18 protein-coding genes are annotated in these 25,537 nt (G+C 60.0%); 3 read left to right on the top strand and 15 right to left on the bottom strand.

The features are described 5' to 3' along the window. Window positions 1–350 precede the first annotated feature (350 nt). Window positions 351–1,784 (top strand): glyceraldehyde-3-phosphate dehydrogenase, encoded by a 1,434-nt coding sequence (locus ACP90_RS07630; protein WP_055655809.1) that lies wholly within the window; start codon window positions 351–353, stop codon window positions 1,782–1,784. A gap of 488 nt (window positions 1,785–2,272) precedes the next feature. On the opposite strand, the gene ACP90_RS07625 is transcribed toward ACP90_RS07630, so the two are convergent. The 7 genes from ACP90_RS07625 to ACP90_RS07595 all read right to left on the bottom strand — a co-directional run bounded on the left by ACP90_RS07625 (window position 2,273) and on the right by ACP90_RS07595 (window position 11,774). Beyond that, entirely contained in the window at window positions 2,273–2,494 is a 222-nt protein-coding gene (locus tag ACP90_RS07625) for a hypothetical protein (protein WP_062487708.1), read from the bottom strand. A gap of 481 nt (window positions 2,495–2,975) precedes the next feature. Next, a complete protein-coding gene (locus ACP90_RS07620) occupies window positions 2,976–3,692 on the bottom strand; it encodes a response regulator (protein WP_062487705.1) in 717 nt (238 codons plus the stop codon). Continuing rightward, window positions 3,689–6,730 carry a PAS-domain containing protein gene (locus tag ACP90_RS07615; protein ID WP_062487703.1) on the bottom strand — a complete coding sequence of 1,014 codons (3,042 nt, stop codon included), beginning with the start codon at window positions 6,728–6,730 and terminating at the stop codon, window positions 3,689–3,691. The genes ACP90_RS07620 and ACP90_RS07615 overlap by 4 nt, the downstream gene beginning before the upstream one ends. A 477-nt stretch (window positions 6,731–7,207) precedes the next feature. Further along, entirely contained in the window at window positions 7,208–7,960 is a 753-nt protein-coding gene (locus ACP90_RS07610; RefSeq protein WP_062487700.1) for a DeoR/GlpR family DNA-binding transcription regulator, read from the bottom strand. Then, window positions 7,960–9,642 (bottom strand): ABC transporter permease subunit, encoded by a 1,683-nt coding sequence (locus ACP90_RS07605; RefSeq protein ID WP_062487698.1) that lies wholly within the window; start codon window positions 9,640–9,642, stop codon window positions 7,960–7,962. Before ACP90_RS07605 ends, ACP90_RS07610 begins: the two co-directional genes overlap by 1 nt. Beyond that, window positions 9,639–10,679, bottom strand: a complete 1,041-nt coding sequence (locus ACP90_RS07600) for an ABC transporter ATP-binding protein (protein WP_062487696.1) — start codon at window positions 10,677–10,679, stop codon at window positions 9,639–9,641. Before ACP90_RS07600 ends, ACP90_RS07605 begins: the two co-directional genes overlap by 4 nt. Before the next feature lie 87 nt (window positions 10,680–10,766). Further along, on the bottom strand, window positions 10,767–11,774 hold the full coding sequence (locus ACP90_RS07595; RefSeq protein ID WP_022998042.1) for an ABC transporter substrate-binding protein: 1,008 nt from the start codon (window positions 11,772–11,774) through the stop codon (window positions 10,767–10,769). A 202-nt stretch (window positions 11,775–11,976) separates the two neighbouring features. On the opposite strand from ACP90_RS07595, the gene hisN reads away from it, so the two are divergent. Continuing rightward, a complete protein-coding gene (gene hisN, locus ACP90_RS07590) occupies window positions 11,977–12,765 on the top strand; it encodes a histidinol-phosphatase (RefSeq protein WP_062487694.1) in 789 nt (262 codons plus the stop codon). Window positions 12,766–12,999: 234 nt separating this feature from the next. Here hisN and ACP90_RS07585 read toward each other — a convergent pair whose 3' ends face one another. The 8 genes from ACP90_RS07585 to ACP90_RS07550 all read right to left on the bottom strand — a co-directional run bounded on the left by ACP90_RS07585 (window position 13,000) and on the right by ACP90_RS07550 (window position 24,116). Continuing rightward, window positions 13,000–14,316, bottom strand: coding sequence for a hypothetical protein (locus ACP90_RS07585; RefSeq protein ID WP_062487692.1), 1,317 nt, complete (start codon window positions 14,314–14,316; stop codon window positions 13,000–13,002). Between the two features lie 12 nt (window positions 14,317–14,328). After that, window positions 14,329–16,164, bottom strand: a complete 1,836-nt coding sequence (locus ACP90_RS07580) for a carbamoyltransferase (protein WP_286145743.1) — start codon at window positions 16,162–16,164, stop codon at window positions 14,329–14,331. A gap of 4 nt (window positions 16,165–16,168) precedes the next feature. Further along, window positions 16,169–16,318, bottom strand: coding sequence for a DUF5989 family protein (locus ACP90_RS28510; RefSeq protein WP_022998046.1), 150 nt, complete (start codon window positions 16,316–16,318; stop codon window positions 16,169–16,171). 47 nt (window positions 16,319–16,365) lie between these two features. Next, window positions 16,366–16,770, bottom strand: a complete 405-nt coding sequence (locus ACP90_RS07575) for an SxtJ family membrane protein (RefSeq protein WP_031268239.1) — start codon at window positions 16,768–16,770, stop codon at window positions 16,366–16,368. A gap of 518 nt (window positions 16,771–17,288) precedes the next feature. Beyond that, window positions 17,289–18,293 (bottom strand): aldo/keto reductase, encoded by a 1,005-nt coding sequence (locus ACP90_RS07565; protein ID WP_062487687.1) that lies wholly within the window; start codon window positions 18,291–18,293, stop codon window positions 17,289–17,291. A 134-nt stretch (window positions 18,294–18,427) separates the two neighbouring features. Further along, window positions 18,428–21,607, bottom strand: coding sequence for an efflux RND transporter permease subunit (locus tag ACP90_RS07560; protein ID WP_062487685.1), 3,180 nt, complete (start codon window positions 21,605–21,607; stop codon window positions 18,428–18,430). Window positions 21,608–21,663: 56 nt separating this feature from the next. Continuing rightward, the gene (locus tag ACP90_RS07555; RefSeq protein WP_062487683.1) at window positions 21,664–23,175 is read right to left on the bottom strand and encodes an HlyD family efflux transporter periplasmic adaptor subunit; all 1,512 of its coding nucleotides are present in this window, start codon (window positions 23,173–23,175) and stop codon (window positions 21,664–21,666) included. Between the two features lie 269 nt (window positions 23,176–23,444). Beyond that, window positions 23,445–24,116, bottom strand: coding sequence for an outer membrane protein (locus ACP90_RS07550; RefSeq protein WP_055655843.1), 672 nt, complete (start codon window positions 24,114–24,116; stop codon window positions 23,445–23,447). 370 nt (window positions 24,117–24,486) lie between these two features. Between ACP90_RS07550 and ACP90_RS07545 the strand changes: the two genes are divergently transcribed. Beyond that, window positions 24,487–25,500: a calcium/sodium antiporter gene (locus ACP90_RS07545; protein ID WP_062487682.1), complete on the top strand. Its 1,014-nt coding sequence runs from the start codon at window positions 24,487–24,489 to the stop codon at window positions 25,498–25,500. Window positions 25,501–25,537: the final 37 nt, after the last annotated feature.

Below are 25,537 nucleotides of genomic sequence, written 5' to 3'. Positions count from 1 at the left end.
TTCCGGAAGCCGATACGTCATCAACACAGGACTTGCCTGCCCCCCGATGTCTGCTTGAATCCGCAGTCCGAATTCAACAGCAAATGCCGTCGACGAGCGTGAATTACCAGATTTTGCTCTGCACTTCTGCGTTCAAACTAAGTCTCTGCGAGTTGATTATCTGCACTTGCAAGGTTCCAGATGTAACGCTTCCAGCGGCCTGGACGCGACCAAAAGCACCCTCCCCAAATTTCAATCGATTAGTCTTCAAACTGCTTATGGACATTACGTTTCCACAAGAGCTAAAGACCGTGCGCAGGACAAAGACTTGCCACTCAGCGCGCTGGAAAGACCATAAGGGAGTTTTGTGTATGGCGGCCATGGATAACCACTTCGACAACTGGAAGGAACAACAGTCCGCTGCCGAGCAGATGATCCCGCTGGTTGGGCATCTCTACCGTGACTACGGCATCAACATCCGGATTTTCGGCCGGCGTCTTCTGAACAACTCCGCCATCGAGATCCTCAAGGCACACCGCTATGCCCTGCAGATCACCGGGCAGGAACTGGACGTTACCAAGAGCCTCGAAATCGTCAAGGCAATGCTGGAGATGGACCTGGCCGCCTCGCGCGTCGACCTCGGCAAGCTGTGCCACGGCTACATGGAAGAAGGCGGTGACGTTAAGAGCTTCCTCGAGAAACAGCTGGCCAGCATCAACACCGGCAAGACATCCATCCTGCAGGAACCGCAGGATGTCGTTCTCTATGGCTTCGGGCGTATTGGACGCCTTCTTGCCCGCATGCTGATCGAACGCGTCGGTGCTGGCAACAAGATGCGCCTGCGCGCGATTGTCGTGCGCGGCGGCAAGGCCGGCGACCTGAAGAAACGCTCCAGCCTGCTGCGACGGGACTCCGTCCACGGCGCTTTCAGCGGATCCATCACCGTTGACGAAGAGCAGAATGCGATCATCGCCAACGGCAACTACATCCAGGTGATCTACGCCAACTCTCCTGCCGAGGTCGATTACACCAAATACGGCATCCGCAATGCGCTGGTGGTCGACAACACCGGCATCTGGCGCGACGAGGATGGTCTTGGCCAGCACCTGAAATGCCCGGGCGCAGCGAAGGTGATCCTGACCGCGCCGGGCAAGGGCAGCATCAAGAACATCGTCTATGGCGTGAACCATGGCGACATCTCGGCGGACGACAGGATCCTGAGCGCGGCCTCCTGCACCACCAACGCCATCACGCCGGTGCTGAAGGTGATCAACGACGAGTTCGGGATCGAGAACGGCCACGTGGAAACCATCCACGCCTTCACCAACGACCAGAACCTGATCGACAACTACCACAGCGGGGATCGTCGTGGCCGGTCCGCGCCCCTGAACATGGTGTTGACGAGCACGGGCGCTGCCAGCGCGGTCGCAAAGTGCCTGCCGGAAATGAAGGGCAAGCTGACCGGCAACGCGGTGCGGGTGCCGATCCCCAACGTCTCGATGGCCATCCTCAACCTGAACCTCAAGCGCGAGACGACGGCCGAGGAAATGAACAATTACCTGCGCGGGATTTCGGTGCAGTCGCCGATGCAGGACCAGATCGACTACACGGCCTCGACCGAACTGGTTTCCTCCGATCTCGTCGGCTCCACCCATGCCGGTGTGGTCGACAGCCAGGCAACCATCGTCGACGGCGACCGGCTGGTCCTTTACGTCTGGTATGACAACGAGGCGGGCTACAGCACACAGGTGATCCGCCTGATGCAGGAAGTCGCGGGCATGAAGTACCCGTCCGTCCCCGCATAACCCTGCCGTTACCGAACAGGAGGGGCCCAAGCCATGTCTTGGCCCCTTCCATGGGCTTTTGCTGTGAAGCTGCGCGAAGCGCTTTTACCCCATCAATGCTCAGGAAGAGGTGCCATTTCCTGGTTTGATGATCACTGCCGGCTGTTGCAGAGCGCCGGACCGAAAACCGAACAAGTCAGCCAACGGCGTGCCTTGAAATCGGTTGCTCAACAGTTTGGGCTAGGTGGTAAAAGCAGACACTCAAAAAAGGCGTAGAAATTTCAAAACGCCTGGAGAAGAGAGCTTGCCTGAAGGGGCCAACCGGCCGTTTCAGATGCCGTCTTCTTGAAAACCTGTCTGCGGGCAATTCAACGGCTTGATGGGTATACCCTGGCAAGCAAGCCAAAACACATCAATGCCAGTCGAATTGCACCGCAGGAGAGGTGACCCTTATGGCGTCTTGTTCACGCCGAGGGTTTCTGGTTGTCAGTTCCGGTCGAGGTTAGGCCTCAACGAGATTTCTGGCGGGAAGATTTCTTGATCTTCACTGTCTGCGTATCGGAATTGCTTTCGTGACCGATCTTGCCAAGTTCGTCGACAAGATTGTCGATGCAATCCTGAAGCGCCTGACCTTCAAGTCCCCAGCAGCTCTGGCCAGCGGAAGCAGGCGTTGCCTGGATCAGGAACGTGGACATGACAGCAGCCAGTGCGAAAGAAGTGGTTTTCATCATGGTAGTTCTCCATTTGGTTTTGGCGTCGGCGACCTTGCCGACACACCAAAGATGGGAACCTTTCTTTTCAGCCTCGTTTCACCGGGTGTTTCAATTGTATCCGGGCGCTCGCCCCACAGAAATATCCGACACATTGTTTCAAATGCGAGGTCTGAACGGGCATTGAGCTGGGCGACAAAACTCCAGACAAGCCCTGTGTAAACGACTGAAGAAAAACATCTTTTGAAAAAACTTGGAAAGCCGGATCACGCGCCGGAGAAAGCGTTTTCCCATGTCCGCCCGGTATCAAAAAGCCCGCCCCTGCACACACCAAAGGTACAATTGTTACCGTTCTCGAAGAGACAGCGCGGATCTGGGGCTGGATTGATGCGCCAAAAAGCCGGGATGCTGACCAACAGGACGCAAATTCCGGCTTCGACGAACTGGAATTTGCGTCAGGTATCGCAGCTGACGAGGTCTCCCGGGTTGCCGGGAGGAGCACTTAATCGAAGACGTAGCCCAACCCTCGGACCGTTCTGATGGTCTCGGGTTTTGTGGGATTGAGTTCTATCTTGCGGCGCAGCCTTGAAATACGCAGATCGATCGAACGATCGAAAGGTTCCCAGCCCTTGTCGTGTGCCTGTTCCAGCAACTGGTCGCGGTTGAGAACGCGTCCACGGTTCTCGACGAACACCCTGAGCAGCTGATACTCCATGGACGTAATCGCAATTTCCTGACCGTCGCCACCGATCAGCCTCGCCCCGTCCAGATCCAGACGGCAGGTACCAAAGGGAACTGTCCCCGCTTGCCGATCCTTCTGCTGCGCACTTGTCTCGTCAAAACTTCTGCGCCTCAGTGCGGCTTTGATCCGGGCCTCCAGTTCGCGCAGGTCGACAGGTTTGCCGACATAATCGTCGGCTCCCATTTCCAGCCCCACGACGCGGTCGATCACATCACTTGCTGCGGTCAGCATGATCACCGGCACGGTCGAGGTGGTTCGAAGGTCACGCAACGCGGTCAGACCATCCGTACCAGGCATGTTCACGTCCAGAATGATCAGCGCCGGTTCCAGGCTCTCCAGAAGCCTTTTCATGTCGTTGGCGTTCGGCGCTTCAACAACGTCATAGCCGCGCTCGGCGAGATACTCGGCAACCATTTCGCGAAGATGAGGTTCGTCGTCACAGACCAAAATTTGCTTCGCACCCGGAGCCCCGCTCATGATGTGTTTTTCCTGCTGTCCAGTTGATTTAACAAACAAGCCAGATCCTTCTTGGAAATGGGCTTTTCAATGTAGGGGCGCTCGCTTTCCATCAGAAATGTCTGAACGGACTTCCCCATGGCATCGCCCGTCATGAAGGCGATACGATCCTTGTAACCGGGCGATAACCCGATCAGGCTGTTGTAAAATGCGGCACCGTCCATGCCCGGCATCTTGTAGTCGCTGATAATCAGATCGACGGATGTGTGTGACAGGCGCGCAAGAGCCTTGCGTGCGCTGGTTTCCTGTATTGCCTGGCATCCGAGATCTGCCAGCAGGTCACAAACGAGCTCGCTGACAGCGACATCGTCATCAACGACCAACACCCGTTTGCGATGATGCGTTCCGCCTGGCTGGGCCTGCGAGGTGTCAGTTGAAGCCTCAGTTTCCATTGCGGGCAGCCGCACGAAGAAACTCGTCCCCTTGCCAACGGATGAACTGACTTCGAGAGTGCCTTCATGGGTGTCGACAACCCGGTGACAGAATGCCAGGCCGACGCCCGTCCCCTCACCTACGTCTTTTGTCGTGAAAAACGGCTCGAAGATGCGGTCCCTGATTTCCTTCGTCATCCCCGGACCATTGTCCCGGACTTCGAGGACTGCCTGGCCGTCTCTTCCGTCGTGGAACGTCCGCAACACAAGCACCGCTTCCTCACCAAGCGGCGAAAGGGCGTGTTCCGCATTGATAATGAGGTTCGTAACGACCTGGACCAGCTGGTCCGTATCGCCGAGGATTGACGGAAGATCCTCATCAAACTCCGTCTCAATCCTGGCTCCGTTGGAGCGCAGCCCGTAGCCGGCAAGATCAAGGGCAACCGAGGCGATTTCGTTCAGCGTACACGGTTCCAGATTTGCCGGTCGCTGGCGCGCCATGGACAGGAAAGCCCTGACGATCCGCGCGCTTCTGTCGGCAGCCTCCGCGATGCGGTCGATGCGCTTTTCCAGAACCGGGTCCTTGAGCTTTCCCTGAAGCATCTGGGCGTAACCGGTAACGATGGAAAGGGGATTGTTGAGTTCGTGCGCGACACCGGCAAGCAGCTCACCCAGGGCGGACAGTTTTTCGTTCTGGTGGGCAATGTCACGCTGTTTCTGCAATTCCTCCTGCATGGCCAGAAGGTCCGAAATGTCCCTTGTGGAGGACACGATGACATTCTCGCCCTTGTAGTCGGTCACGCGGGCGGCGGTGATGCCTTCCATGATTGAGCCGTCGGCCCTGCGGAACTGAACCCGGTAATCATCAAGTGTTCCCGTCGGCAAGAGCGCTTCCAGATACCGCTCCCGATCCTCCGGCTTCAAGAAGAAATTGAGGGTCGTGTCGATATCGCCGAACCGCTCTCGTGAAGCAGGCGGGCAGTAGATGATTTTTCCATCTTCGATGCGGGAGACGAGAAAGTTTGCTGGGCAGGCCTCGACGATCTTGTGCAGAAGCAGATCCGCCTCGCGCTGCTCTTCCTCGGCACGTCGCTGCTCGGTCACGTCGATAAAGGAGACGAGATACCCGTCCAGTTCGGTTCTGTGGGCTGACGCCAGCAGAATACGTCCACCGGCAAGATGGATGGCCTGCTTCTTCTGGTAGGATTTCACCAGAAGCGTCAGCTCGCACATATAGGACGTCTTGTCTTCGCCCTCGGGAACAAGAACGACGCCGTTGTCGATCAACCGGCCCAGGATGGTGAGAATGTTCTCCCCGGCAACGGGCGGTGCCAGTTCACTGAAGTACATTTCGTACCAGAGCCGGTTTCCGAGCACGAAATTGAGGCTCTTGTCGAAGAGCACCAACCCCTCATCAAGAGATTGAATGGCATCATTCAGGGTGGCCAGGCTTCTGGCCTCGGTTTCTTTCAAGGCGGTGATGTCGGTGACCACGACAACGCGGCTGTTGTGTTCGGAGATGGCTCGCTCGACACGGTAGTGCCGGCCATCCCAGAAGCGAACCTCCATGGGTTCCAGCGTCTCGCGCTGCTGCTTCACCGCAGCGGTGAATAGCTCAGCCGCGCGGTCGCCTACTTCCTGACCGGCAACCATCGATATCTGTGGTGCCAGCAAGTCGATCCGCTCAATATCCGACAGCTTTAGAATTTCGGCCGCGGTCAGGTGAAAGGGCGCTGCAAACGCATCATTGCAATGCGTGAACTGCCCGTCCGGCCCTTCAAAGGCGATACCCACCGGCAACCGTTCAACCGCGGTCGTAAAGCGCCGCTCCGCCCTGACGCGATCCGTGACGTCTTCAATCGTGAGCAGCCGTCCTTTCAGATTTGTCTCGTAGGCGCTGCCGACCAGTTCCCTGTTCTGATTGTTGGGTATCGGATACCCCTTGATGGCAAGGCGTATAAGCCGATCCAGCTCATCGAGCATTTCGGCGGGGTTCATGCCCCCCGGAAGCGGGATCAGGCCGCATGCTATGGCCTCGGCGTGAATGTCGCGCATCGCACGGCCGGGGACGAAAAGCCTGCCGTCCGGGTCGCCTATCTCCCGAAACTTCTTGTTGGCAAACACCAGCCGGTCATCATCATCGACGAGCGCGATACCAACGTCGACGGCATCAACCGCGCCATAAAGGATCTCTCTTGCACGCGCCTCTGCAGTCCGCTGTTCCGTGATGTCGCGAACCTTCACGACAATGCTGCCGTCTTTCAGATGCTTGAGATAGATCTTGTGCTGGCTGCCGTCGGCAACCTTGATCTCGATCTTCAGTTTTCCCCTGGCTGCCAGGGTTTCCAGGACACCAGACAAACCGCCTTCAGGGCTGCGAACGAATGAAATGTGCCCACTGCGGACAGCACTGCCGACGATGTCGTCGAGCCGCGCGCCGGGAACAAGCAGATCCTTGTGCGGACCAAGCATCTCCGCATAGCGTTTGTTTGCGAAAACAAGCCTTCTGTCACTGTCGTAGAGCACGAAGCCATCGCTCAACGCCTCGACAGCTTCTTCCATGAGCAGCTGGATCCGGTTTCTATCGGCTTCACTTTCAGAAGCACTCGCTCCGTCTTGAAGCAACATTGGATCTCACTTTGTATCAACGCCTCGGCAAGGGCGGCAGGCCGGACCTCATTTCTACGTAAGCTTCTTTTCAGTTTGGCCTTGCCGTTTGTATCAATTGTATCATGTCGCAAGCGTCAAAGGCCCGCAAACCGGGATGGAACATTGCCCGTTGTCCGGCCTGGCTGACCCATTTGGAACTTTCAGCCCCCTTCCTTGAGGCCTGAAGGCGGCTGGAGCCGGCAACCTGAAACCATGGGCTTTCGATATCAAGGCTGTCGATATCTGGTCGGGAGAAACGCAGGCTGGGGATGAATGGGGCGAAGCGGCAACGTGATGCGGGTGCCGATTACCCATGTCGCCATGGCTGATCCCTCCACCACGGCTGAACAAAGACGACATTGATCAGACGCTTCAGTTTGCCGAACCAGGCGCGAGTGCAGAAAATCTGTACCGCGTTGTGCAATCTGATCCTGTCTATCGAGCGGTTTTCGCTTCTCAAGCCATTACGTCTATGGCCGCTTGGCGGAAGGCCGCTACCTGCTCTTCAGTTGCTGCCCTGTTTGTCACAAGCCTGCTGATCTCTCCGGTCTCCAAGGCCTGAACCCTGCTGGTTTTTCCAAGCTTGCTCTGGTCGGCCAGAATAACCGTCTGCTGCGCCTGTGCCGCCATGGCTTTGGAGATTTCGGCTTCCTGCAGGTCGTAGAAGAACGCACCTTTGACCGGATGCACCCCAACCGGAGCCGAAAAGCACAGGTCGACACGGAAACGGCGGATTTCAGACAGGGTGAGTTCGCCGACCGTCGAAGGGACGTCGGCCGCCATCCGCCCACCGAGCAGCAGCACATCCTTGCCAGCCCCTTGCAGCGTGGTGGCAATATCAATCGAGTTGGTGATCACCGACAGATCCGACAGCTTGGCCAGTTCACGGGCAAACAGGGCTGTAGTGGTGCCCGCGTCCACAAGGATCGTCTGTCCGGGCTGGATCAGTCCGGCAGCCTTGCGGGCAATCTCCGACTTTGCCCGGATCTGCGTCGTCATCCGTTGGCGGAAGGGCTCCTCGGAACGCGGCTCGGGCAAGACCGCGCCGCCATGGACGCGGCTAACCTGTCCAGACTCTTCCAGGTCCAGCAAATCGCGGCGCACCGTCTCGCGAGAGACGTTCAGCATCTGCGCAAGATCGTTGGCGCTCACCTGCTGGCTCGCACTCAGCATGGACAGAATGAGCCGGTGACGTTCTTTCGCCCACATCAGGTCCGCACCTTGCTCCGGTTGCCTCGTCCCATCAGCACCAGTGTTCCCTTCATGCTCAAAAGCGCAATACACACGACTGCCATCACACAGGTGGAAAAGGCTGCCGCCTGCGAAGTCAGACCGGCATCGTCCAGCCGCATGATGGTGACAGCCGCCACGCTCAGGTCAGGCGTGGTGAGGAAGACGACTGCCGACAGGGTTACCATGGACCGCATGAACAGGAAAAAGAACACCGAAACGAGCATTGGGGCAATGAACGGCGCGATGATATCGACGGCCGTCCTTGCGATTCCAGCTCCAAGACTGTCTGCAGCTTCCTCGAGCGCCCGGGGCAACTGGCGAAAACCGGTCATCACCGTCAGAAAACCCTGCGTGTGGTAGTGATAGAAGTTGATGATCGCGATGAGGGCCGCCGTCCCATAGAGAAGGTAGAGCGGCGTCGCGGTTGAATTGAAAGTCAGGATATAGGCAAGCCCCAGGACCATCCCGGGCACTGCGGCCGGCATTGCGGCCAGCATCTGGATGGGCTGGGCCACGCTGCGCGGAAGGCGGCGCAGCCCAAGGCACAGGAGGAAGACGGCAAGCGTGCCTCCCGACGCCGCCATGAGCGATATCACGATGGTCATCCAGAGCGAGGAATACCCCCCGGCCAATGTGATGTCGTAGTGCTTGAACGACAGCGCCATGTTGTAAGGCCACAGGGTGACAAAGCTTGCGTAGACGACAATACCGATAACCGCGACGATGCCGGTGCAGACCAGAAGCGACAGGAACGCCATGACCGGGTCGCGCACGGGTGCGAAGGAGGGCCGATACGGCACCTGGCCAGCCATCTGTCCGACCTGTTGCCGCTTCATTGCCTGACGCTCGATCGCATAGGAAACCACCGTCGGCAACAACAGCATGATGCCGACGACAGCTCCCATGTTGAAATTCCGCTGGCCAACCACTTGGGAGTAGATTTCGGTCGCCAGAACCGAGTAGTCCCCGCCGATCACCGCCGCGTTGCCGAAATCGGTGATCGTGATTGTGAAGCAGACGAAAGCCGCGTTGAGGATCCCGAAGCGCGCCGCGGGCAAGGTCAGGTCACGAAACTGGCGTGATGGCGAAGCGCCCATGACTTCCGCAGCTTCGTAAACGCGTGCGTCCAGCAGGACCAGCGCCGCACCGATAATCATCACCGCCTGCGGCAAGGCATAAAGAGTGTTGGCGATCAACAGCCCCCAGAAGCCGTAGATTTCAATCTCGATACCCAGGGCACGGCTGATGACGCCGTTGCGTCCCAGAAGGAAGATCAGCCCGAGCGCCTGCACGAGCGAGGGGGCGAGCAGCGGCAGGACGATCACGCCGCGGATCAGCCACTTGCCCCGGAAAGCGCAGCGATAGAGCGCATGCGCGATGATGAAACCAAGGAAGACGCTGAGAACTGTGGTGGCAGCCCCCATGATCAGGGAATGTTCGGTCGCGCGCCAGAACCCCGTCGAACCCAGAACCCTCGTGTAGTTGGCAAACCCGTAACCATCGTCAACCGTCAGGGAACGCAGGAACACGATCACCATCGGGTAGAGAAAGAAGAGGACGAGCCCAATCAGCGGCAGCCCAACGCAAACAAGTGTCAGCAGCCGGTCCGCATCCAGTTGTCTGCGCGCTGGCGTGGTCATCGTTTCCACACCGCTCATGCGGCGGTCTCGGCAGGCTGCTGGGCCAAGTCGTCAGCCACCCAGGTGCAGGCTTCCGGTGGAATGCTCAGGTTCACGCGTTCGCCCTCGTGACAGGAATTATACCCGTGGGTCTCGACGACCAGCGGGCCGATTGCGCTGTCGACCTCAAGCCGTCTGAGATTGCCAAGGAAACTGATGCTGCGCACCGTGGCGTTGCCGTCCCGCGCCGGGGTCAGACTGATCTGTTCAGGGCGAATGCAGGCAACATGCTCCGTCCCCGCTCCCCCCGGCCACTTTGCCATCAGATCCGGGTATTCACGCCGGATCGGGGCGGCAGAAACGAGATTGCTGATCCCCATGAAGTCCGCCACAAAGCGCGTCGCCGGTCGATGGTAGAGGTCTTCCGGCGTGCCGGCCTGCACCACGACACCATGGTTCATGCAGATGATCTTGTCCGCCAGCGCCAGCGCCTCTTCCTGGTCATGTGTCACCATCAAGGTTGGAATGCCGAGCGAACGCTGAACATGGCGGATTTCGTCTCGCAGTTCGGCCCGGACCTTCGCGTCGAGCGCCGAAAGCGGTTCGTCCAGCAGCAAGACGCGCGGGTCGACGGCGATTGCCCGTGCCAACGCGATCCTCTGCTGCTGTCCGCCGGACAGCTGACCGGGAAACTTGCCGGCGACTTGCGGCAGTTTCACCAGCTCCAGAAGTTCCGCCACACGCCGTGAAATCTCCGACCGCGGGGTGCCACGGATCTTCTGCCCGTAACCGATGTTTTCGGCCACTGTCATGTTGGGAAAGAGCGAGTAGGACTGGAAGACGATCCCGAAGCCCCGCTTGCGTGCGGGAAGGTTCGAAAGCGCAGTCCCCTCCAGAAGGATTTCGCCGCTGTTCAGCTCCGTCAGGCCGGCGATCAGCCGAAGGAGTGTCGTCTTGCCACAGCCGGAGGGACCCAGCAGGCAAACGAATTCCCGTCGATCGATCTCGATCGAGACATTGTCGAGCGCTTTGAAGGCCCCGAAGGTCTTGGTGGCGTTACGGACGGTCAAGTACACGGCGGATCGGTCTCCTGTCAAAGGTGCGCGGGCCTCCAGTGAAGCCCCGCGCGCTTCTGGCGGCAGCCGGAGCTGCCGCGGGCACGATCAGCGGCCCAGCTTTTCTTTCCAGGTTTCCTTCACGGCCGTCTGGTTCTTGGCCGCGGTGACGAAATCGATTTTCGCCAGGACGGTCGAAATATCAGCCGGCAGGCCCGCTTTTTCAGCTGCTTGCGAAGCATCGACACCCGGAACCGTGATCAGCGCCTTGTACTGCTGGTAGAGACCGATTGCCTCGTCAGACATCGTCCAGTCGAGGAAGGCTTTTGCCGCATCCTTGTTGTCGGAGCTTTCCATCAGGCCGGATGCTTCCAGTTCATATCCAACGCCTTCCTCTGGGAAGACCATTGCCAGCGGATAACCTTCCTCGATGGACTGCATCGCGGTGAAAGCCAGTGAAATGCCGACAGTGTATTCGCCGACGCGTGCGGACTTGCAGGGTTTGGAACCGGATGAAGTATATTGTGCCATGTTCGGATCGACGGCTTCGAGCTGTGCCCAGCCGGCCTCGTCACCCATGGTTTGCAGAACCGCATTGACGTGCAGGTATCCGGTCCCGGAAGAATTCGGGTCCGGCATCAGGATCTCGCCCTTGAAGTCCGGGTTCTCCAGATCCTTCCAGCTCTTGGGCATCGGCAGGCCCTTTTCCTCAAGCCGTGCCGTGTTCACGCAAAACGCGCCCATGTAGCCGATCGGAGCAAACCATTTGCCGTCTTCACCACGGAAGGAGGCAGGCAGAACATCGACGCCCTTGGCTGCGTAGGGTTCCAGCATCTCCAGGATCTGGGGATCCATCATGGCGCTGACGGCCCAGCCCCAGATCACGTCGGCCTGCGGGTTGCCCGCTTCTGCCAGAAGACGCGCGCCCAGCTTGCCCGTGGACAGGCGCAGCACATTGATCTCGGTATCGGGCATCGCCTTCTGGGCGGCCTCGATATAGGCCGCGATCTCTTCTTCCTCAAGCGCAGTGTAGACGGTGATTTCGTCGGCAGAGGCTGTTGCCGTCATGCCGACGGCAAACAGCGAAGCCAAGGTGAATTTCGTCCAGGTCTTCATTGTCGTCTCTCCTTGTTGATCCACGTGTTCGTGTGCCAGTGCCTGCCCCGGATCGGATCCTCCCGAGACCCTTTGTTATTGCCGCGTCCTCTGTTCGCGGTTCTGGGGATATTTGTGTAGTCTTGCATTTTTGTGGATTTTGTCTAGAGTTAATTTGCCGGCTGACCATCGTTGCCAGCTTCCCCGCAGACAAGGAAAACCCATGCAAAGCTCCACGACGCCGCCCGAAACGGAGATGCTGGCGCGTTTTGCCGACGGGCTCGCCAACGTGGCCGACGCCATGGCGATGACCTACTTCCGCAAGCCATTGGACGTGGAACAAAAGGCCGACCTTTCCCCGGTCACGCAGGCTGACCGCGCCATCGAGGCCGCGATGCGTGAAAGCATCCTCAAAGAGTTCCCGGCCCATGGCATTCTTGGCGAAGAGCACGAGGACGCACGTCTGGATGCCCAATACCTCTGGGTGCTCGACCCGATTGACGGGACGAAGAGTTTTGTTTCCGGGATGCCGACCTTCGGCACGCTCATTGCCTGCCTTTTCAACGGGACACCTGAACTCGGCATCATCTCGATACCGCCGACCGGCGAACGCTGGACGGGGCGGCGTGGTGAACCGTCAACATTCAATGGTGAACCTTGCCGCACCAGTGGCCGGCACCGACTGGCCGACGCGATCCTTTACACGACCACACCCGACACGTTCGACACCGAGGGACGCGCGCAGTTCGAGGCACTCTCAAGCAAGGTCGCCATGCGCCGCTTCGGGGGCGACTGCTACGGATACGGACTGCTGGCTTCAGGCCACATTGATCTGGTGTTCGAAATGAATCTGCATCCCTACGATTACATGGCCCTCATTCCGGTTATCGAGGGTGCGGGAGGCGTGATCACCGACTGGAAAGGTGAAAGGCTGGGCCTGCACTCCGAAGGTCAGGTTCTCGCCGCGGCCAACGCCACACTGCACGCAGAAGCCCTGGCGGCCTTGTCCTGACCCGCCTTCGACAGTGCCCTGGGCTGTCGCCCCCGCGCCGTCCCAATTCAGATCCTGTGCCCGTGCCGGCGTCGTCAGCCCGGGAGACATGACGAGGCTGCCTGTCAACGCAGTTGCCAGAAACAGGGCATTCCGACGCTGGAGGGATGGTGCACGGCCACGTGCAAAGTTCGGCAACCAGGGCGCGGAAAACGACTGCATTGTGGCATCAAGCATCCACTCGGCAAGGCGGGGTCAGGGAAGGGCCATCAGTGGGTCGGCCATGATCGTGCCGGCGGCAAGCGCCGCGCCTTCAGCATTCAGATGCGCATCCGGCGCGTAAAGGCCCAGCGGCGAGGGATAGTCGCGAAAGGTCGGGGTCAGGTCGATCATGCCCAGGCCTGCGCTCTCGGCTGCGCGCGCCACGTTCTCGCGTAGCGGAGCGCTGAGAAAGCCATGCGGAAACACCCCACCGAACTGGTCGAGAGCGGGGATATAGACCACCACCACCCGCCCCTGCCAGCCATCTGCGATCTGCTTCATGCGATGCAGGATCTGCTCGAAAACCGGGTTGTCGCTGGCCGCCTTGGGGTAGTGCAGCCCCAGGATGCTGGCGGTTTCCTGAAGGGCAAGGAAATTGCGCAAATAGGCCCGGCGGCTCAGATATTCCTCCAAAGTGGCAGCAGTGCCCTGCCACCAGCCGGCAATGATCCGGGACGCGTCCGCGCGCCGCGCCGCGTCCAACTCGATCGGGCCGAAATCGGCCTCCGGCGCCAGGGCCTCGTGCAGCCACGGCTGTTCTGTTTCAACGGACAGGTTTTCCCAGTCGTTCCCCTCGAAAAAGGCCAGAACGGTGATGCGGGGGCGAAAATGCGGGCCATAGCGGCCAAGGACTGCCAGTTCATACAAGGGGCCTGCACCCCGACTGGCAGTGTTCAGGATCGAAGCCCCGCCCGCACGCATCTGGTCGACGAAATGCTGCCCATCGTCGAGGCAAATCCCCTCGGCAAAGGAATCGCCGAGGATCATCAGATCGACCGGCGCGGCGGTTTCCGGTAGCGGATTGCGAAACCCGTAGCTGTCGATCCGTGTCGTGACCGGCACGCCCATACGGCTGCACAGCAGCATCTCGGCTCCGGGCGTCCCGGCCAGCACCGCCTCGGCCAGAGTTTCGGTCCCCAACTTGGCATTCAGAGCCTTGATCGTATAGGCCGGAGGCATGGCGCCGCCATAGCGCTCCAGATCGGTTCCGCCATCGACGATCCCGGCCAGCCCCATCCGCTGCGGCAGGTTATGCCAGCGCATGTACCCCTCGAACATGAACATCCCGGCCAGGATCGAGCAGGCTGTAATCCCCATCGTCAGCGCGTTGTCAGGCGACAGAAGCCAGGCGCAGCCAACCAGCAGCGCGGCAATCGCCAGCGGCCCCAGTACATAACGCAGCAGCCTGGGCAGGTCTGAGGCGAAATCGTCAAAATGCACCAGCGCAAAGATCGCGGTCAGCAGGAAGTAACCCGCCGGGATCAGGCACAAGATGGTAGCGATCCGGCGATGGCGGCCGAAGATGTGCAAGGGCTCCTCCGGTCAGTCCAGTTCGTACATGTTTTCGTAATTCTCGTGCAGTGAGGCGTCCTGCGCCTCTTTCTCCAGCAGGCAGTTGCCGGCGACCAGCATCTCGATCCCGGTGCCCATGAAGCAGCGGAAGGCGTCGGTCGGAGTGCAGACGATCGGTTCTCCGCGCACGTTGAACGAGGTATTGACCAGCAGCGGGCAGCCGGTCAGGTCGTGAAAGGCAGAGATCAGCGCGTGATACTTCGGGTTGGTGTCGCGATGCACGGTCTGCACGCGGGCCGAATAATCGACATGGGTCACGGCGGGGATGTCCGAGCGGCGGATGTTCAGCTTGTCGATGCCGAAAAGAGCCTGCTCCTCGGACGTCATCTGGCGCCGAATACGTTCGGCAACATCGGCGACCAGCAGCATATAAGGGCTGTCCCCGTCCAGATCGAACCACTCGCTGACATGCTCGCGCAGGACAGAAGGCGCGAAGGGCCGGAAGCTCTCGCGGTATTTCACCTTGAGATTCAGCAACTTCTGCATGGAGCCCGAGCGCGGGTCGCCAAGGATAGACCGGTTGCCAAGGGCGCGCGGCCCGAATTCCATCCGTCCCTGAAACCAGCCTACGGCCTTGCCATCCGCCAGCGCCTGTGCGCTGCGGGCCAGGATCTCACCCTCGTCCAGCCGGGTAAAGCTGGCCCCCGCCGCTGTCAGATCCGCCGCGATCCGGTCGTCGTCGAAGGCTGGACCCAGATAGGCACCCCGCATGGCATCGCCGGGCTGCGCCTGTCGGGGCTGGCCCAGTTCCATATGCCAAGCGGCCTGCGCTGCCCCGAGCGCGCCCCCGGCATCGCCCGCCGCCGGCTGCACCCAGATGTCGCGAAAAGCGCCGTCACGCAGGATCTTGCCATTGGCCACGCAGTTCAGCGCCACCCCGCCGGCAAGGCACAGCGAGGGAATACCGTATTCCTGCGCCAGCGCGCGGGTCATGCGCAGCAGGATCTCCTCGGTCACGGCCTGGACCGAGGCAGCGATATCCATGTGGAACTGTGTCAGCGGTTCCGTCTCGGGCTGGCGCACGGGGTGGCCGAACAGGTCCTCCATGGCCTTGCTGGTCATGGTCAGACCCGCCGCATAGTTGAAATAACGCTGATCCAGCCGGAACGAGCCGTCCGGCTTTACGTCGACGATCCGATCCAGCATCAGGTCGCGAAATCGCGGCTGCCCATAGGGGGCCAGCCCCATCACCTTGTATTCGCCGGAATTCACCTTGAAGCCGGTGTAATAGGTGAAGGCGGAATAGAGCAGTCCCAGCGAATGCGGGAAATGCAGTTCGCGCTGAATTTCCAGATCCTTGCCGCGTCCGATCGCGACCGTGGTCGTCGCCCATTCCCCCACCCCGTCGATGGTCAGCACCACCGCCTCTTCGAAGGGGGACGAGTAGAAGGCACTGGCGGCATGGCTGATGTGATGTTCGGCGAACAGCAGCTTGTCCACGGAGAAGCCCGGGTCGAAAAGGCTCAGTTCTCGCTTCAGCAGGTCCTTCAGGAACAGCTTCTCGCGCAGCCAGACCGGCATCGCCATCCGAAACGAATTGAAACCGCGCGGCGCATAGGCCAGATAGGACTCAAGCAAGCGCTCGAACTTCAGGAAGGGCTTGTCGTAGAACGCGACGTGATCGACGCTGGCAAGGTCCAGCCCGCCCTCGTCCAGCACATAGGCGATGGCATGGGCGGGAAAGCCCGCATCGTGCTTGCGCCGGGTAAAGCGCTCCTCCTGCGCGGCGGCCACGATCCGGCCATCGACCAGCAGTGCAGCGGCGCTGTCGTGATACAGCGCCGAGATCCCCAGGATCGCGGTCACTGGTCTAGAACAGCGCATAGATGAAGGGGGCGACCGCCGAGCCCTGGCTGAGCACGATCAGCGCTCCGAAAATCGCCAGTACAATGAAAACTGGCAAAAGCCAGAATTTCCGCCTATCACGCAGAAAACCCCACAATTCGGCGATCATCGACATAGAGGCAATTCCTTGCTTTGTCTGGGAACCGTGCCGGTATTTTTGTCCTAATATTGCAGTTTCATGGACTTCGGCTGGTCGGTTCTGGGAATCCAATAAGATTTTTCATTCGGATCCACTTTCCTTGAAAGCGGATCCTTCCCGCTGGCTCGCATCGCAAGACCGATGGGAATGAAGATTAAAAGAAAGACAACCGCCATCGCCACCGGCGCCATCACGGCACCAAGCAGCAGACCCAGTTTGAACCACAACCTGTTGGGTAGGCGCAGGCTCTGCGGCGCAAACATGGCAAGGGCAATAAAAACAGCCGCAAGGGATAGCAAAATCCATCGCGGCGCGGCGCCACCAGTGACCGGCCACAGCCCGATCAGCAAAAAAACCACGGCGAAGACCAGCCCGAAATTCCGTTCGGAGCCCATCCTGACCGAGGTATTGAACTGATGATCACTCATTTGGAACCACACAGGTAAACAACCTGTACTATATATATCAAAATCGACGGGGTTAGTCCCCAGTTAATATTCGCGTAAAAATTAAGCACATGATGCGGTTTTGCACAAATCGAAAGAGGGATCCACTGCGTAAACCCGGATTGATAACCTGGGAGGCATGAGCCATAGGGCGCAAACGAAGTACAAAGCCGCGAACCGGGCTGCTTGCAAGGAGGCGTTGAAGCAACGTAGGCCGGGGGCTTTGTGGGTTGGTCCCCAGACGCTGTGGATGTTGCCGCCGACCAGTTTCCTGTTCTGATTGTCGGGCATCAGATACCCCTTGATTGCAAGGTGTATGGACCGATCCAGCTTATCGAGCACTTCGGCAGGTTTCATGCCCTTGGCAACGGGATCAGGCCGTATGTCATGGCCTCGGCATGCTCCCGCAAACCGGCATGTGACATTGGCCGCACTCTGACCCTTCTGATCCAGTTAGGACGTTCCCTCCCCCGCCGTTTGGGCATGGGATCGAACGATGATCAGACCGGTTGCGGATTGCGTTCCGGGAATGCGCGTTGGTGCCAATACGGATAGGGAACGGGAGTGGTGCTGGCTTCGTCAAGCAGACGCATATGTTCGGCATCCAGCTCCCAGCCGGTGGCCTCCATGTTGTTGCGCAACTGAGCTTCGCTGCTAACGCCGATGATGAGGCTTGCCACGGTCGGCCGCTGCAGAAGCCAGTTCAGTGCGACCTGGGCTTCGCTTTTGCCCGTGTCACGAGCCACCTCCCCCAACGCTGCAAGTACGCGCTCCAGAAGGGTCTCGTCGCAAAGAGGCGGTGCATAGTCCGGGGTTGCGTCCTTGTGCCGGCCTGCTGAAGCGTGCTTCCCGCCACCCTTCAGGCGCCCCCACCCAAGCGGGCTCCACACCAGTGCTGAAACGCCCTGGTCCAGGCCCAGTGGCATCAATTCGAATTCGTAATCGCGGCCGATGAGCGAATAATACACCTGGTGCGCCACCAGCGGCTGCCAACCGTTGTATCGTGCCGCAGCCTGAGACTTCATCAACTGCCAGCCGGCATAGTTCGAGACACCCAGGTGCCGAACCTTCCCTGCTTTCACCAGGTCATCTAGCACCTCCATGGTCTCTTCGACCGGTGTCATTGCGTCAAACGCATGGAGCTGGAACAGGTCAATATAGTCGGTGCGCAGACGGCTCAGCATTCCCTCGACAGCACTCAGCAGGTGGCCGCGTGAACTGCCCACGTCATGTTCGCCCGCCCCGGTCCGCAGACCCGCCTTCGTGGAGATGATCACCTTGTCCCGGCGCCCGTTGATTGCCTGCCCGAGCACCATCTCTGCATTTCCGCCGGCATAGACGTCCGCGGTATCGAACATGTTCAGCCCCTCGTCGAGACAGATGTCGACAAGACGCCGGGCTGCACCCGCATCATTGCCAGACCATGGCCCGGACGTGAAACTCGCCGTCCCCAAGCTGAGAACGGGCACAGACAGGGCACGATCGCCCAGCCAACGACGGTCCAATGCGTGTCTCCTTCCACGATTGATTGAACTGACCTTGATCAGATACTTTTCTGGTAAGACGTCGGGATTGGATCAGGTGTTCCGATCCGGTTTCAGGCTTTGCTCCAGTCCATCACTGCCCCCTCCCCCTGCGGTCACGCCTGTCCACCCGAAAGCGGTGCCCTGCCCCGAAGCTTGAGCAGGCGCCTGCCGCTGGTGATCGCCTGACCGAAATCCTTCTGCACCGCCAGCAGAGCCGGCACCAGAAGGATGACAAGGAACAGCCCGACGCCCAGCCCGTAGGCCAGCGTGATGACTGTCGGCAGCAGAAACTGGGCCTGGCGACTGGTCTCGAACAGCAGCGGCGCCAGGCCGAACACTGTCGTTGCAGTCGTCAGCACGACCGCCCTCAACCGGTCGCAAACACCGTTGACCACTGCCTGCCGGAAGGGGTGATCCTTGGCGTATTCGTCGATAGTGGTCACCAGCACGATGCTGTCGTTGATGATGATGCCCGCCATGCCGATGAAACCGACCACGGAGAACATCGACAGCGGAATGCCGTGCAGGTAGTGGCCCCAGATCATGCCGACGCAGCCGAAGGGAATGATGATCATGATCATCAGCGGCCGGGTCCAGGATTCGAAGATCCAGCACAGCACCAGGTAGATGCCGGCCAGACACATGGCAAAGCCGATCAGTGCATCGGAGAGGAACGAGCGTTCCTGCTCCGCCAGCCCGCTCATCTCGCTTTCGACGTCATAGTCGGCGGCAAGCTGTGGCAGAAGCTCGTTCTGCAGCATGTCGGTCACTCGGGCAGCGGCTGCCGGATTGTCCTCCGATACATCCCCGAAGACCCGCAGCGTGCGCAGCCCGTCGCTGCGGCGGACCGAGGCAAAGCCGTAAGTGCTTTCGATGCTCACAATCTCGCTCAGGGAAACATAGGTGCCTGCATTGGTGCGCACCCGCGTTGAATAGAGAAACGCGGCATCCGTTTCCTCATCCGGCAACAGCACTTTCACCGTCGCCGTTCGCCTGCCGATCGGAAACTCGGCAACCTCGATGCCCTCCAGCCTGTTGCGCAGAATGCGGGCGATTTCCTCCGTGGTGAAGCCAAGGGCTTTGCCGCGTGGTGTCAGCGTCAGGTTCAGCTCCGGCTTGTCATAGGCCAGCGTATCCTCCAGCGCGCTGACGCCTTCCATAGGCGCCAGAGTCTGCTTCAGGCTTTCGGCAGCGGCTTTCAGGTTTTCCGTGGAGTTGCCGTAGAGCTTGATGTCGATCGCGTCGCCCCCCGGGCCTGAGCGCTCGCCGCGCAGGGCCAGCGTTTCCAGAAGCGGCGGATTTATGATCTCCTCGCGCCAGTCGCCGATGAACTGAAAGGCCGAATAGGGCCGAAGGTCGGGGTCGAGCAGTTCTATGGAAATCCCGCCAAGCTGGTCGGCGTCCTTGGTATCTGCCCCCATGAGGCCGCGCCCTGCCGTCGCGCCGACGGTGGAGAGCGCGAAGACCACTGGTTCGGCACCATATTGCTCGCCGTACCGCTGGTTGACCACGTCAAGCGCGCGTTCCATCTCCGCAATCATCGCCTTGGTGTCATCGCGTTTTGCCCCGGGCATCATGGCAATGCTGGCGGAAACCACCGCCTGTTCCGGCGCATTGAAGAACCGCCAGCGAACCGACTTGTCGAAAACCAAGGTGAGCGACAGCGCCAGGACCATCAGCGCAAAGCCGATGGCCGGATACCGCACGGCGAGAACCCAGCCGACGAACCGGCGAAACAGCTTTTCCCGGAACCAGACGAAGCCCCGGTTGAACAGGCGGTTGGGCAGGTCGAACCAGTGTTTCTTCTTGCTGGCCTTCAGCGCGTGGTTCATGTGGGCCGGCAGGATGAGAAAGGATTCCACCAGGCTGGCAATCAGCACCACCGACACCGTGAAGGGAATATCGGCCACAAGACTGCCGAAGCGCCCACCGATGGCAACCAGCCCGACAAAGGCAATCAACGTGGTTATGGAGGCGCAGAAGACCGGTGCCGTCATGCGCCTTGCCGCAAGGCTGGCGGCTTCCGCTGGCGAATAGCCGCGCCTGTGCAGGAAGTCGGCATGCTCGCCGACCACGATGGCGTCATCCACGACGATGCCGAGACAGATGATCAGCGCGAACACGGAGATCATGTTCAGCGTGATCCCGAAGACATACATCAGGCCGACCGTGGCGGCCATCGCCACCGGAATTCCGGCGGCCACCCAGAAGGCCGTTCTGGCTGAAAGAAACAGGAACAGGAACAACAGCACCAGGGCCAGCCCGAAGACGCCGTTTTCAACCAGGATGTCCAGCCGGTCGATGATCGCCTGCGAGCGGGTGTTGGTCAGCTGAACGACAACACCCTCTGGAAGGGTGTGCTGGAAGTCCGCCGTGATCCGCTCCACTGCCCGCTGGATCTCGATGGTGTCTCCCTGGGCGCTGCGGCTGACCCGCAGAACCACCGCCGGCATGCCCTTGTGATAATAGGCCCGGCCGCTTTCCACCCCTTCTGTGACAATGTCGGCAACGGACCGCAGCTCAAGCTTTTCCCCTTGGGAGGGCGCTTTCAGAACGATCTCTCCCAGCTCCTGCTCGCTGCGCCGCGTCTGGCCGGTACGCAGCCGGGCGGAACTGCCGGCGACATCGCCCGCGGGCGTCGTTTCCATCTCCGCCGAAACCACGTCAGCGATTTCGGCAAGCGTCAGACCATGCCGCACCAGCATGTTCTCGCCGACATTTACCCGGATGATCGGGTCTTCCAGCCCTCGAATGGTGACCCGCGTGACGCCCTGGCGGAAAAAGACGGTCTGGAGATCTTCGGCAAAGCGGGCAAGCTGGTCGATATCGACCGGCCCATACATGACGACATCGGTCACCCGGTCGGAATAGACGCTGCGGGTGACCACCGGTTCGTCGATGCCTTCGGGAAGACTGGAGCGGGCCTGATCGACGGCGGCCTTCACCTCGTCGGTTGCCTGGCCCATGTCCCAGCCGTCCTCGAACTCCAGTTCGATGCTGGCCCGGCCCTCGCGCGCAACGGATGTGGCTTCGTCGACACCGTTGATGGCAAGCAGTTGCGGTCCCAGGATTTCGACAACGGCCCGGTCGAGATCCTCAGGCCCGGCGCCAGACCAATTGACGACGACGTCCACTTCCTCGCGGACAAAATCGGGAAAGAACTGCGTCCGGATCTGCGTCGAGGCCGCGAACCCACTGATCAGCATCATGGCCAGTAGCAGGTTCGCCGCTGTACGGTGCCGGACCATGTAGTCCAGCAGCGAGGCAAATTGCGATCCGCCAGGAGAACGCATGTGGGGACACTCCAATCAGAATATCAGGTCGGATGTGACGGGGTTTACAGCGGTGTTCAGCCGCTGTTGCCGCCGCCATGCTCCAGCCGTTCGATCAGCTCTTTCGGCACCATCGGCTTGTTCAGAAGGGCAAGCAGCCTGGCCTTGCGGTTTTCCGGCATGTCGGACCTGTTCAACTGATCGATCAGTGCCGCCCGTCGTTCAGGTTCCAGCGCCACCAGATCGCCGGAGAGACGCGCTTCGCCCACCTCCAGCGCCTGCGCCGTCGCTGGTTCGTCAGGTTGCGGGTCATCCTGCCCCCCGGTGTTGCGCCGGGGAGTAACCTTCAGACCGGTGCCAAGCTGCGGCAAGCGCTCACGTACGTAATCAGCGCCAAAGGGGACATTGGCCACGATGACTTCATTGCCCATCCGGCGCAGGATCGTCGCCTTGATTTCCTCGATCCGATCCCCTTCGCCAACGATCAGCATGCGGCCGTCTTCCGTGAGCGCCGCCGAAGGCACCTTCGCGACACGGGTCAGCTCCGGTTCAAACACATTCACCTTCACGAAGTCGCCCGGCCGCAGCACCGTCCCCGGCTCCAGATCCAGCGTCGCAAACAGCGTCCGCCCCGCTTCGCCTTCAGAGACAACGGCCGCGGCCCTGTCAATGGTACCTGGAACCTCGATCGACCGGCCTCCCAGCTGCAGGACAGCAGTGACGGGTGCCTTCACCAGACTTCCGCTGGTATCCAGCAGCCGGGAAAATTCGTCGGTCGACAGCGAGAAACGGACTTCCAGCGCCGCCGGATCGATCAACAGGGCCAGCGTCTCCGAAGAGCTGACGCGGCGCCCCAGCGTGGCGTTGACCTCAGAAAGGTAGCCGGTGAAGGGGGCCGTCAGAGTGACTTCCTCCAGGGTACGCCTGGCATCGTCCAGAGCGAGCCGGGCTCGCTTGACCGTCAGATCCATCCGCTCGATGCGCTTGCGTGCAGTGATGACCGATTGCAGGCGATTGCTGAGCGATTGTTCAAGGGAGGCGACGGCCAGTTCTTCGGTCTCGACCTGTACGGCCGTGGAATACCCCTTGTCCCTCAGCTGCTGCTGGCGCTCCAGCGCCTGCTTGCGCAAGTCCAGCTGGCGCCGGGCTGCTTCCAGTTCCTGCTCGGCACCGACAATGGCTTCCGCGGCTTCCGCCTTCTGAGCCTCGGCATCGGCAAGGGCCGCTTCCGCGTCCAGCACCTGGAATTCCGCATTGGCCGGATCGATCCTCAGCAGCAGTTCGCCTTTCGCGACGGCGGCACCGTCGCGAAACTTGGAGGCAACCTCGACAAGCCTGCCTTCCGAGCTGGCCCTGAGTTCCAGCGTCCGCCAGCTTTCCACCTGGCCGTAGGCAGTCGTGACAGGCGCGACGGTTTGCGATGTCAGCTCGGCGACATTGACCGAATAGCTGCGTTCGCGAGCAGGACGTCGCTGCGCGGTCTCTTCTGCCGTCATGGCAGTATACAGACGGTAGCCGCCAAAACCGGCAAACCCGATCATGATCGCCATCAATGCCAGACCGACAAGTCCGCGCATCAGAAACCGCATTCGCCTCTCCACCTGAAGGGCCGGACTAGCGGGGTGTAAGGAAGCCACCCGGGCACCGGCACTTAACGTCAGGTCCCTTAAGTAACACGGTACTGGGGCGAAATTCTGAAAAGCTTGTAACGACTTGTATCGTCTTGTATACGCCGGCCGCCTGTTCGCCCGTCAGCCGCTTCTCTTTGCCGCGGCCGGCCGAAGACACCCGGAAAGCAGACATGAAAAAACCCGGCACCTTGCGGTACCGGGTTTTCCGTATCGGCCGGGAGGCTGGCTTAGAACTTGTAGCCAATACCCATGCGAACCTGCGAATTGTTGAAATCCGAGCTCACGCCGGTTCCGTTCAGGTTGAAATCCTGTTCGCCGAAATCCTGGTAGACGTATTCCAGCTTGGCGCTGATGTTGTTGGTGATGGCTGCTTCGCCACCTGCGCCAAGGGTCCAGCCCAGGGCGGTCTTGCTGTCCGTGTCGCCGTTGCCGGAAACTTCCAGGTCGGCAATCGCCAGACCGCCGGCACCATAGACCATGTAACGGTCGAAGGCGTAACCGACACGGCCACGGAAGTTGGAGTTCCAGTCAGACTTGGACCGGAGGGTCAGGCCACCGTTGGACTTGGACTTTTCCAGGTCGGTCAGGCTGAAGTCGGCTTCCGCGCCGACCACGATGTTCGGCGTCACCTGGAAATTGTAACCGGTGTAAAGACCGCCGGCGATGCCGTTCGCATCCACTCCAAGCCCGGTGTTGTTGCCGGCCTTGTTGTCGAACTGGCCGAAAGCCCATCCGAGATTGCCACCGACATAAAGGCCGGTCCAGTCGATGCTCTGTTGCGGAGCCGGAACCGCCTCATAGGCCGGTGCCGGCGATTGCGGCAAATCCGCAGCCAGTACAGGCGCCGATGCGACCGTCGCGGCTGTCAGGGCCATGCCAGCAAGTGCAAGACGTTTCATTTGAGTACTCCAGATCCACTTTATCCATTAGTGCGTTGGCCGGAAATTGCCGGCCAGTTGCGAGTTGGACGGGTATAAAGCCGCGTCCTCACTCTCCCCCAATGACAAGATATGGAGATCGTTTGTGGCGGATCAGGATTGAGAATGGGGAGTTTTGATGACAAATGGAGGCAACATTCTGACAGGATGAAAGACCCGTAAAGACAATTGCAATTTGCATTCAGGAACCCCATTTGGCCGGTAGAAAGATCCTTGTCCGCGGCTTTCCCCTCACCGATCTATTGCGTATAAGGCGCCAAGTTGAACATTGGCGCTGCCACATTGAAGCCGCCTTCGAAGATTGAAACTGACCCGAACCGGAAATTCGTAAATGCTCTTTGACTACATCAGCCTTGCAGGCGGACTTGTTGTTCTGATTATCGCAGGCGATGTCTTGGTCAGGGGTTCGGTCGGTATTGCTCAGCGTCTGGGCATTCCCAATCTGGTCATCGGTCTGACCATCGTCGCCTTCGGCACCTCCGCTCCCGAACTGGTCATTTCCCTGAAAGCCGCGCTGGAAGGCGCCGGCGGCATCGCCATCGGCAATGTGGTCGGTTCCAACATCGCCAACGTGCTTCTGGTCCTGGGCATGCCCGCGCTGATTGCGGCGACCCCGTGTGGTGAAACCGGCGCGACGCGCAACGCGCTGTTCATGGTCGCAGTCACCATTGTTTTCATGGCGCTCTGTTTCTTCACGCCCATCGGCCTGACCGCCGGCCTCGTTCTCCTGGCACTGCTCGGTGTCTTCCTTGCAGCCTCCACCATGATGGCGCAGAAGCACAGGAAAGAGCAGAAAGCCATCGCTGCGGCATCCGCGGGCGCCGCCGCTGCCGATATCCCGATGGAAGACGATGATGGCCTGGACGAGGTTGAGGATGTTCCCGATTCCGTCTGGATCGCGCTTGCCTATATTCTTCTCGGCCTGGTCGGCCTGCCGCTCGGTGCGCATTTCACCATCAGCGGAGCAACGTCGATCGCAACCTCCTGGGGCGTCAGCGAAGCCGTCATCGGCCTGACGGTCATCGCCCTCGGCACCTCCTTGCCGGAACTTGCCACCACGGTCATGGCCGCCATCCGCCAGCATGGTGCCGTCGCCATTGGCAACGTCATCGGCTCCAACGTCTTCAATCTGCTCGCCATCATCGGCATCACCGCCGTCATCGTGCCCATCGACGTGCCGCAGGAAGTCCTGAAGCTGGATATCTGGGTAATGCTGGCCTGCGCGATCCTGCTGACAATCCTGGCTGGAATGCGCATCTGTCTCGGCCGTATATCCGGCGCAGTCATGACGGCGGCCTATTGTGCCTATATCGCCACCGTCTATGTGCTGGGTCACACCTCCTGAAGACTCTTTTGGCCGCCGGTTGGCAGCAGAGCACCGC

The sequence above is a fragment of the Labrenzia sp. CP4 genome (assembly GCF_001579905.1).
Taxonomy (GTDB): domain Bacteria; phylum Pseudomonadota; class Alphaproteobacteria; order Rhizobiales; family Stappiaceae; genus Roseibium; species Roseibium algicola.
This window is presented reverse-complemented; position numbering and strand designations above follow the sequence as displayed.

Excerpts from the sequence above, each read along its gene's own strand:
- ACP90_RS07610 (WP_062487700.1), bottom strand. The coding sequence starts at position 7,960 with ATGTGGGCGAAAGAACGTCACCGGCTCATTCTGTCCATGCTGAGTGCG.
- ACP90_RS07630 (WP_055655809.1), top strand. The coding sequence starts at position 351 with ATGGCGGCCATGGATAACCACTTCGACAACTGGAAGGAACAACAGTCC.
- ACP90_RS07605 (WP_062487698.1), bottom strand. The coding sequence starts at position 9,642 with ATGAGCGGTGTGGAAACGATGACCACGCCAGCGCGCAGACAACTGGAT.
- ACP90_RS28510 (WP_022998046.1), bottom strand. The coding sequence starts at position 16,318 with ATGTCGATGATCGCCGAATTGTGGGGTTTTCTGCGTGATAGGCGGAAA.
- ACP90_RS07560 (WP_062487685.1), bottom strand. The coding sequence starts at position 21,607 with ATGCGTTCTCCTGGCGGATCGCAATTTGCCTCGCTGCTGGACTACATG.
- ACP90_RS07620 (WP_062487705.1), bottom strand. The coding sequence starts at position 3,692 with ATGAGCGGGGCTCCGGGTGCGAAGCAAATTTTGGTCTGTGACGACGAA.
- ACP90_RS07550 (WP_055655843.1), bottom strand. The coding sequence starts at position 24,116 with ATGAAACGTCTTGCACTTGCTGGCATGGCCCTGACAGCCGCGACGGTC.
- hisN (WP_062487694.1), top strand. The coding sequence starts at position 11,977 with ATGCAAAGCTCCACGACGCCGCCCGAAACGGAGATGCTGGCGCGTTTT.
- ACP90_RS07545 (WP_062487682.1), top strand. The coding sequence starts at position 24,487 with ATGCTCTTTGACTACATCAGCCTTGCAGGCGGACTTGTTGTTCTGATT.
- ACP90_RS07595 (WP_022998042.1), bottom strand. The coding sequence starts at position 11,774 with ATGAAGACCTGGACGAAATTCACCTTGGCTTCGCTGTTTGCCGTCGGC.
- ACP90_RS07625 (WP_062487708.1), bottom strand. The coding sequence starts at position 2,494 with ATGATGAAAACCACTTCTTTCGCACTGGCTGCTGTCATGTCCACGTTC.
- ACP90_RS07615 (WP_062487703.1), bottom strand. The coding sequence starts at position 6,730 with ATGTTGCTTCAAGACGGAGCGAGTGCTTCTGAAAGTGAAGCCGATAGA.
- ACP90_RS07555 (WP_062487683.1), bottom strand. The coding sequence starts at position 23,175 with ATGCGGTTTCTGATGCGCGGACTTGTCGGTCTGGCATTGATGGCGATC.
- ACP90_RS07575 (WP_031268239.1), bottom strand. The coding sequence starts at position 16,770 with ATGAGTGATCATCAGTTCAATACCTCGGTCAGGATGGGCTCCGAACGG.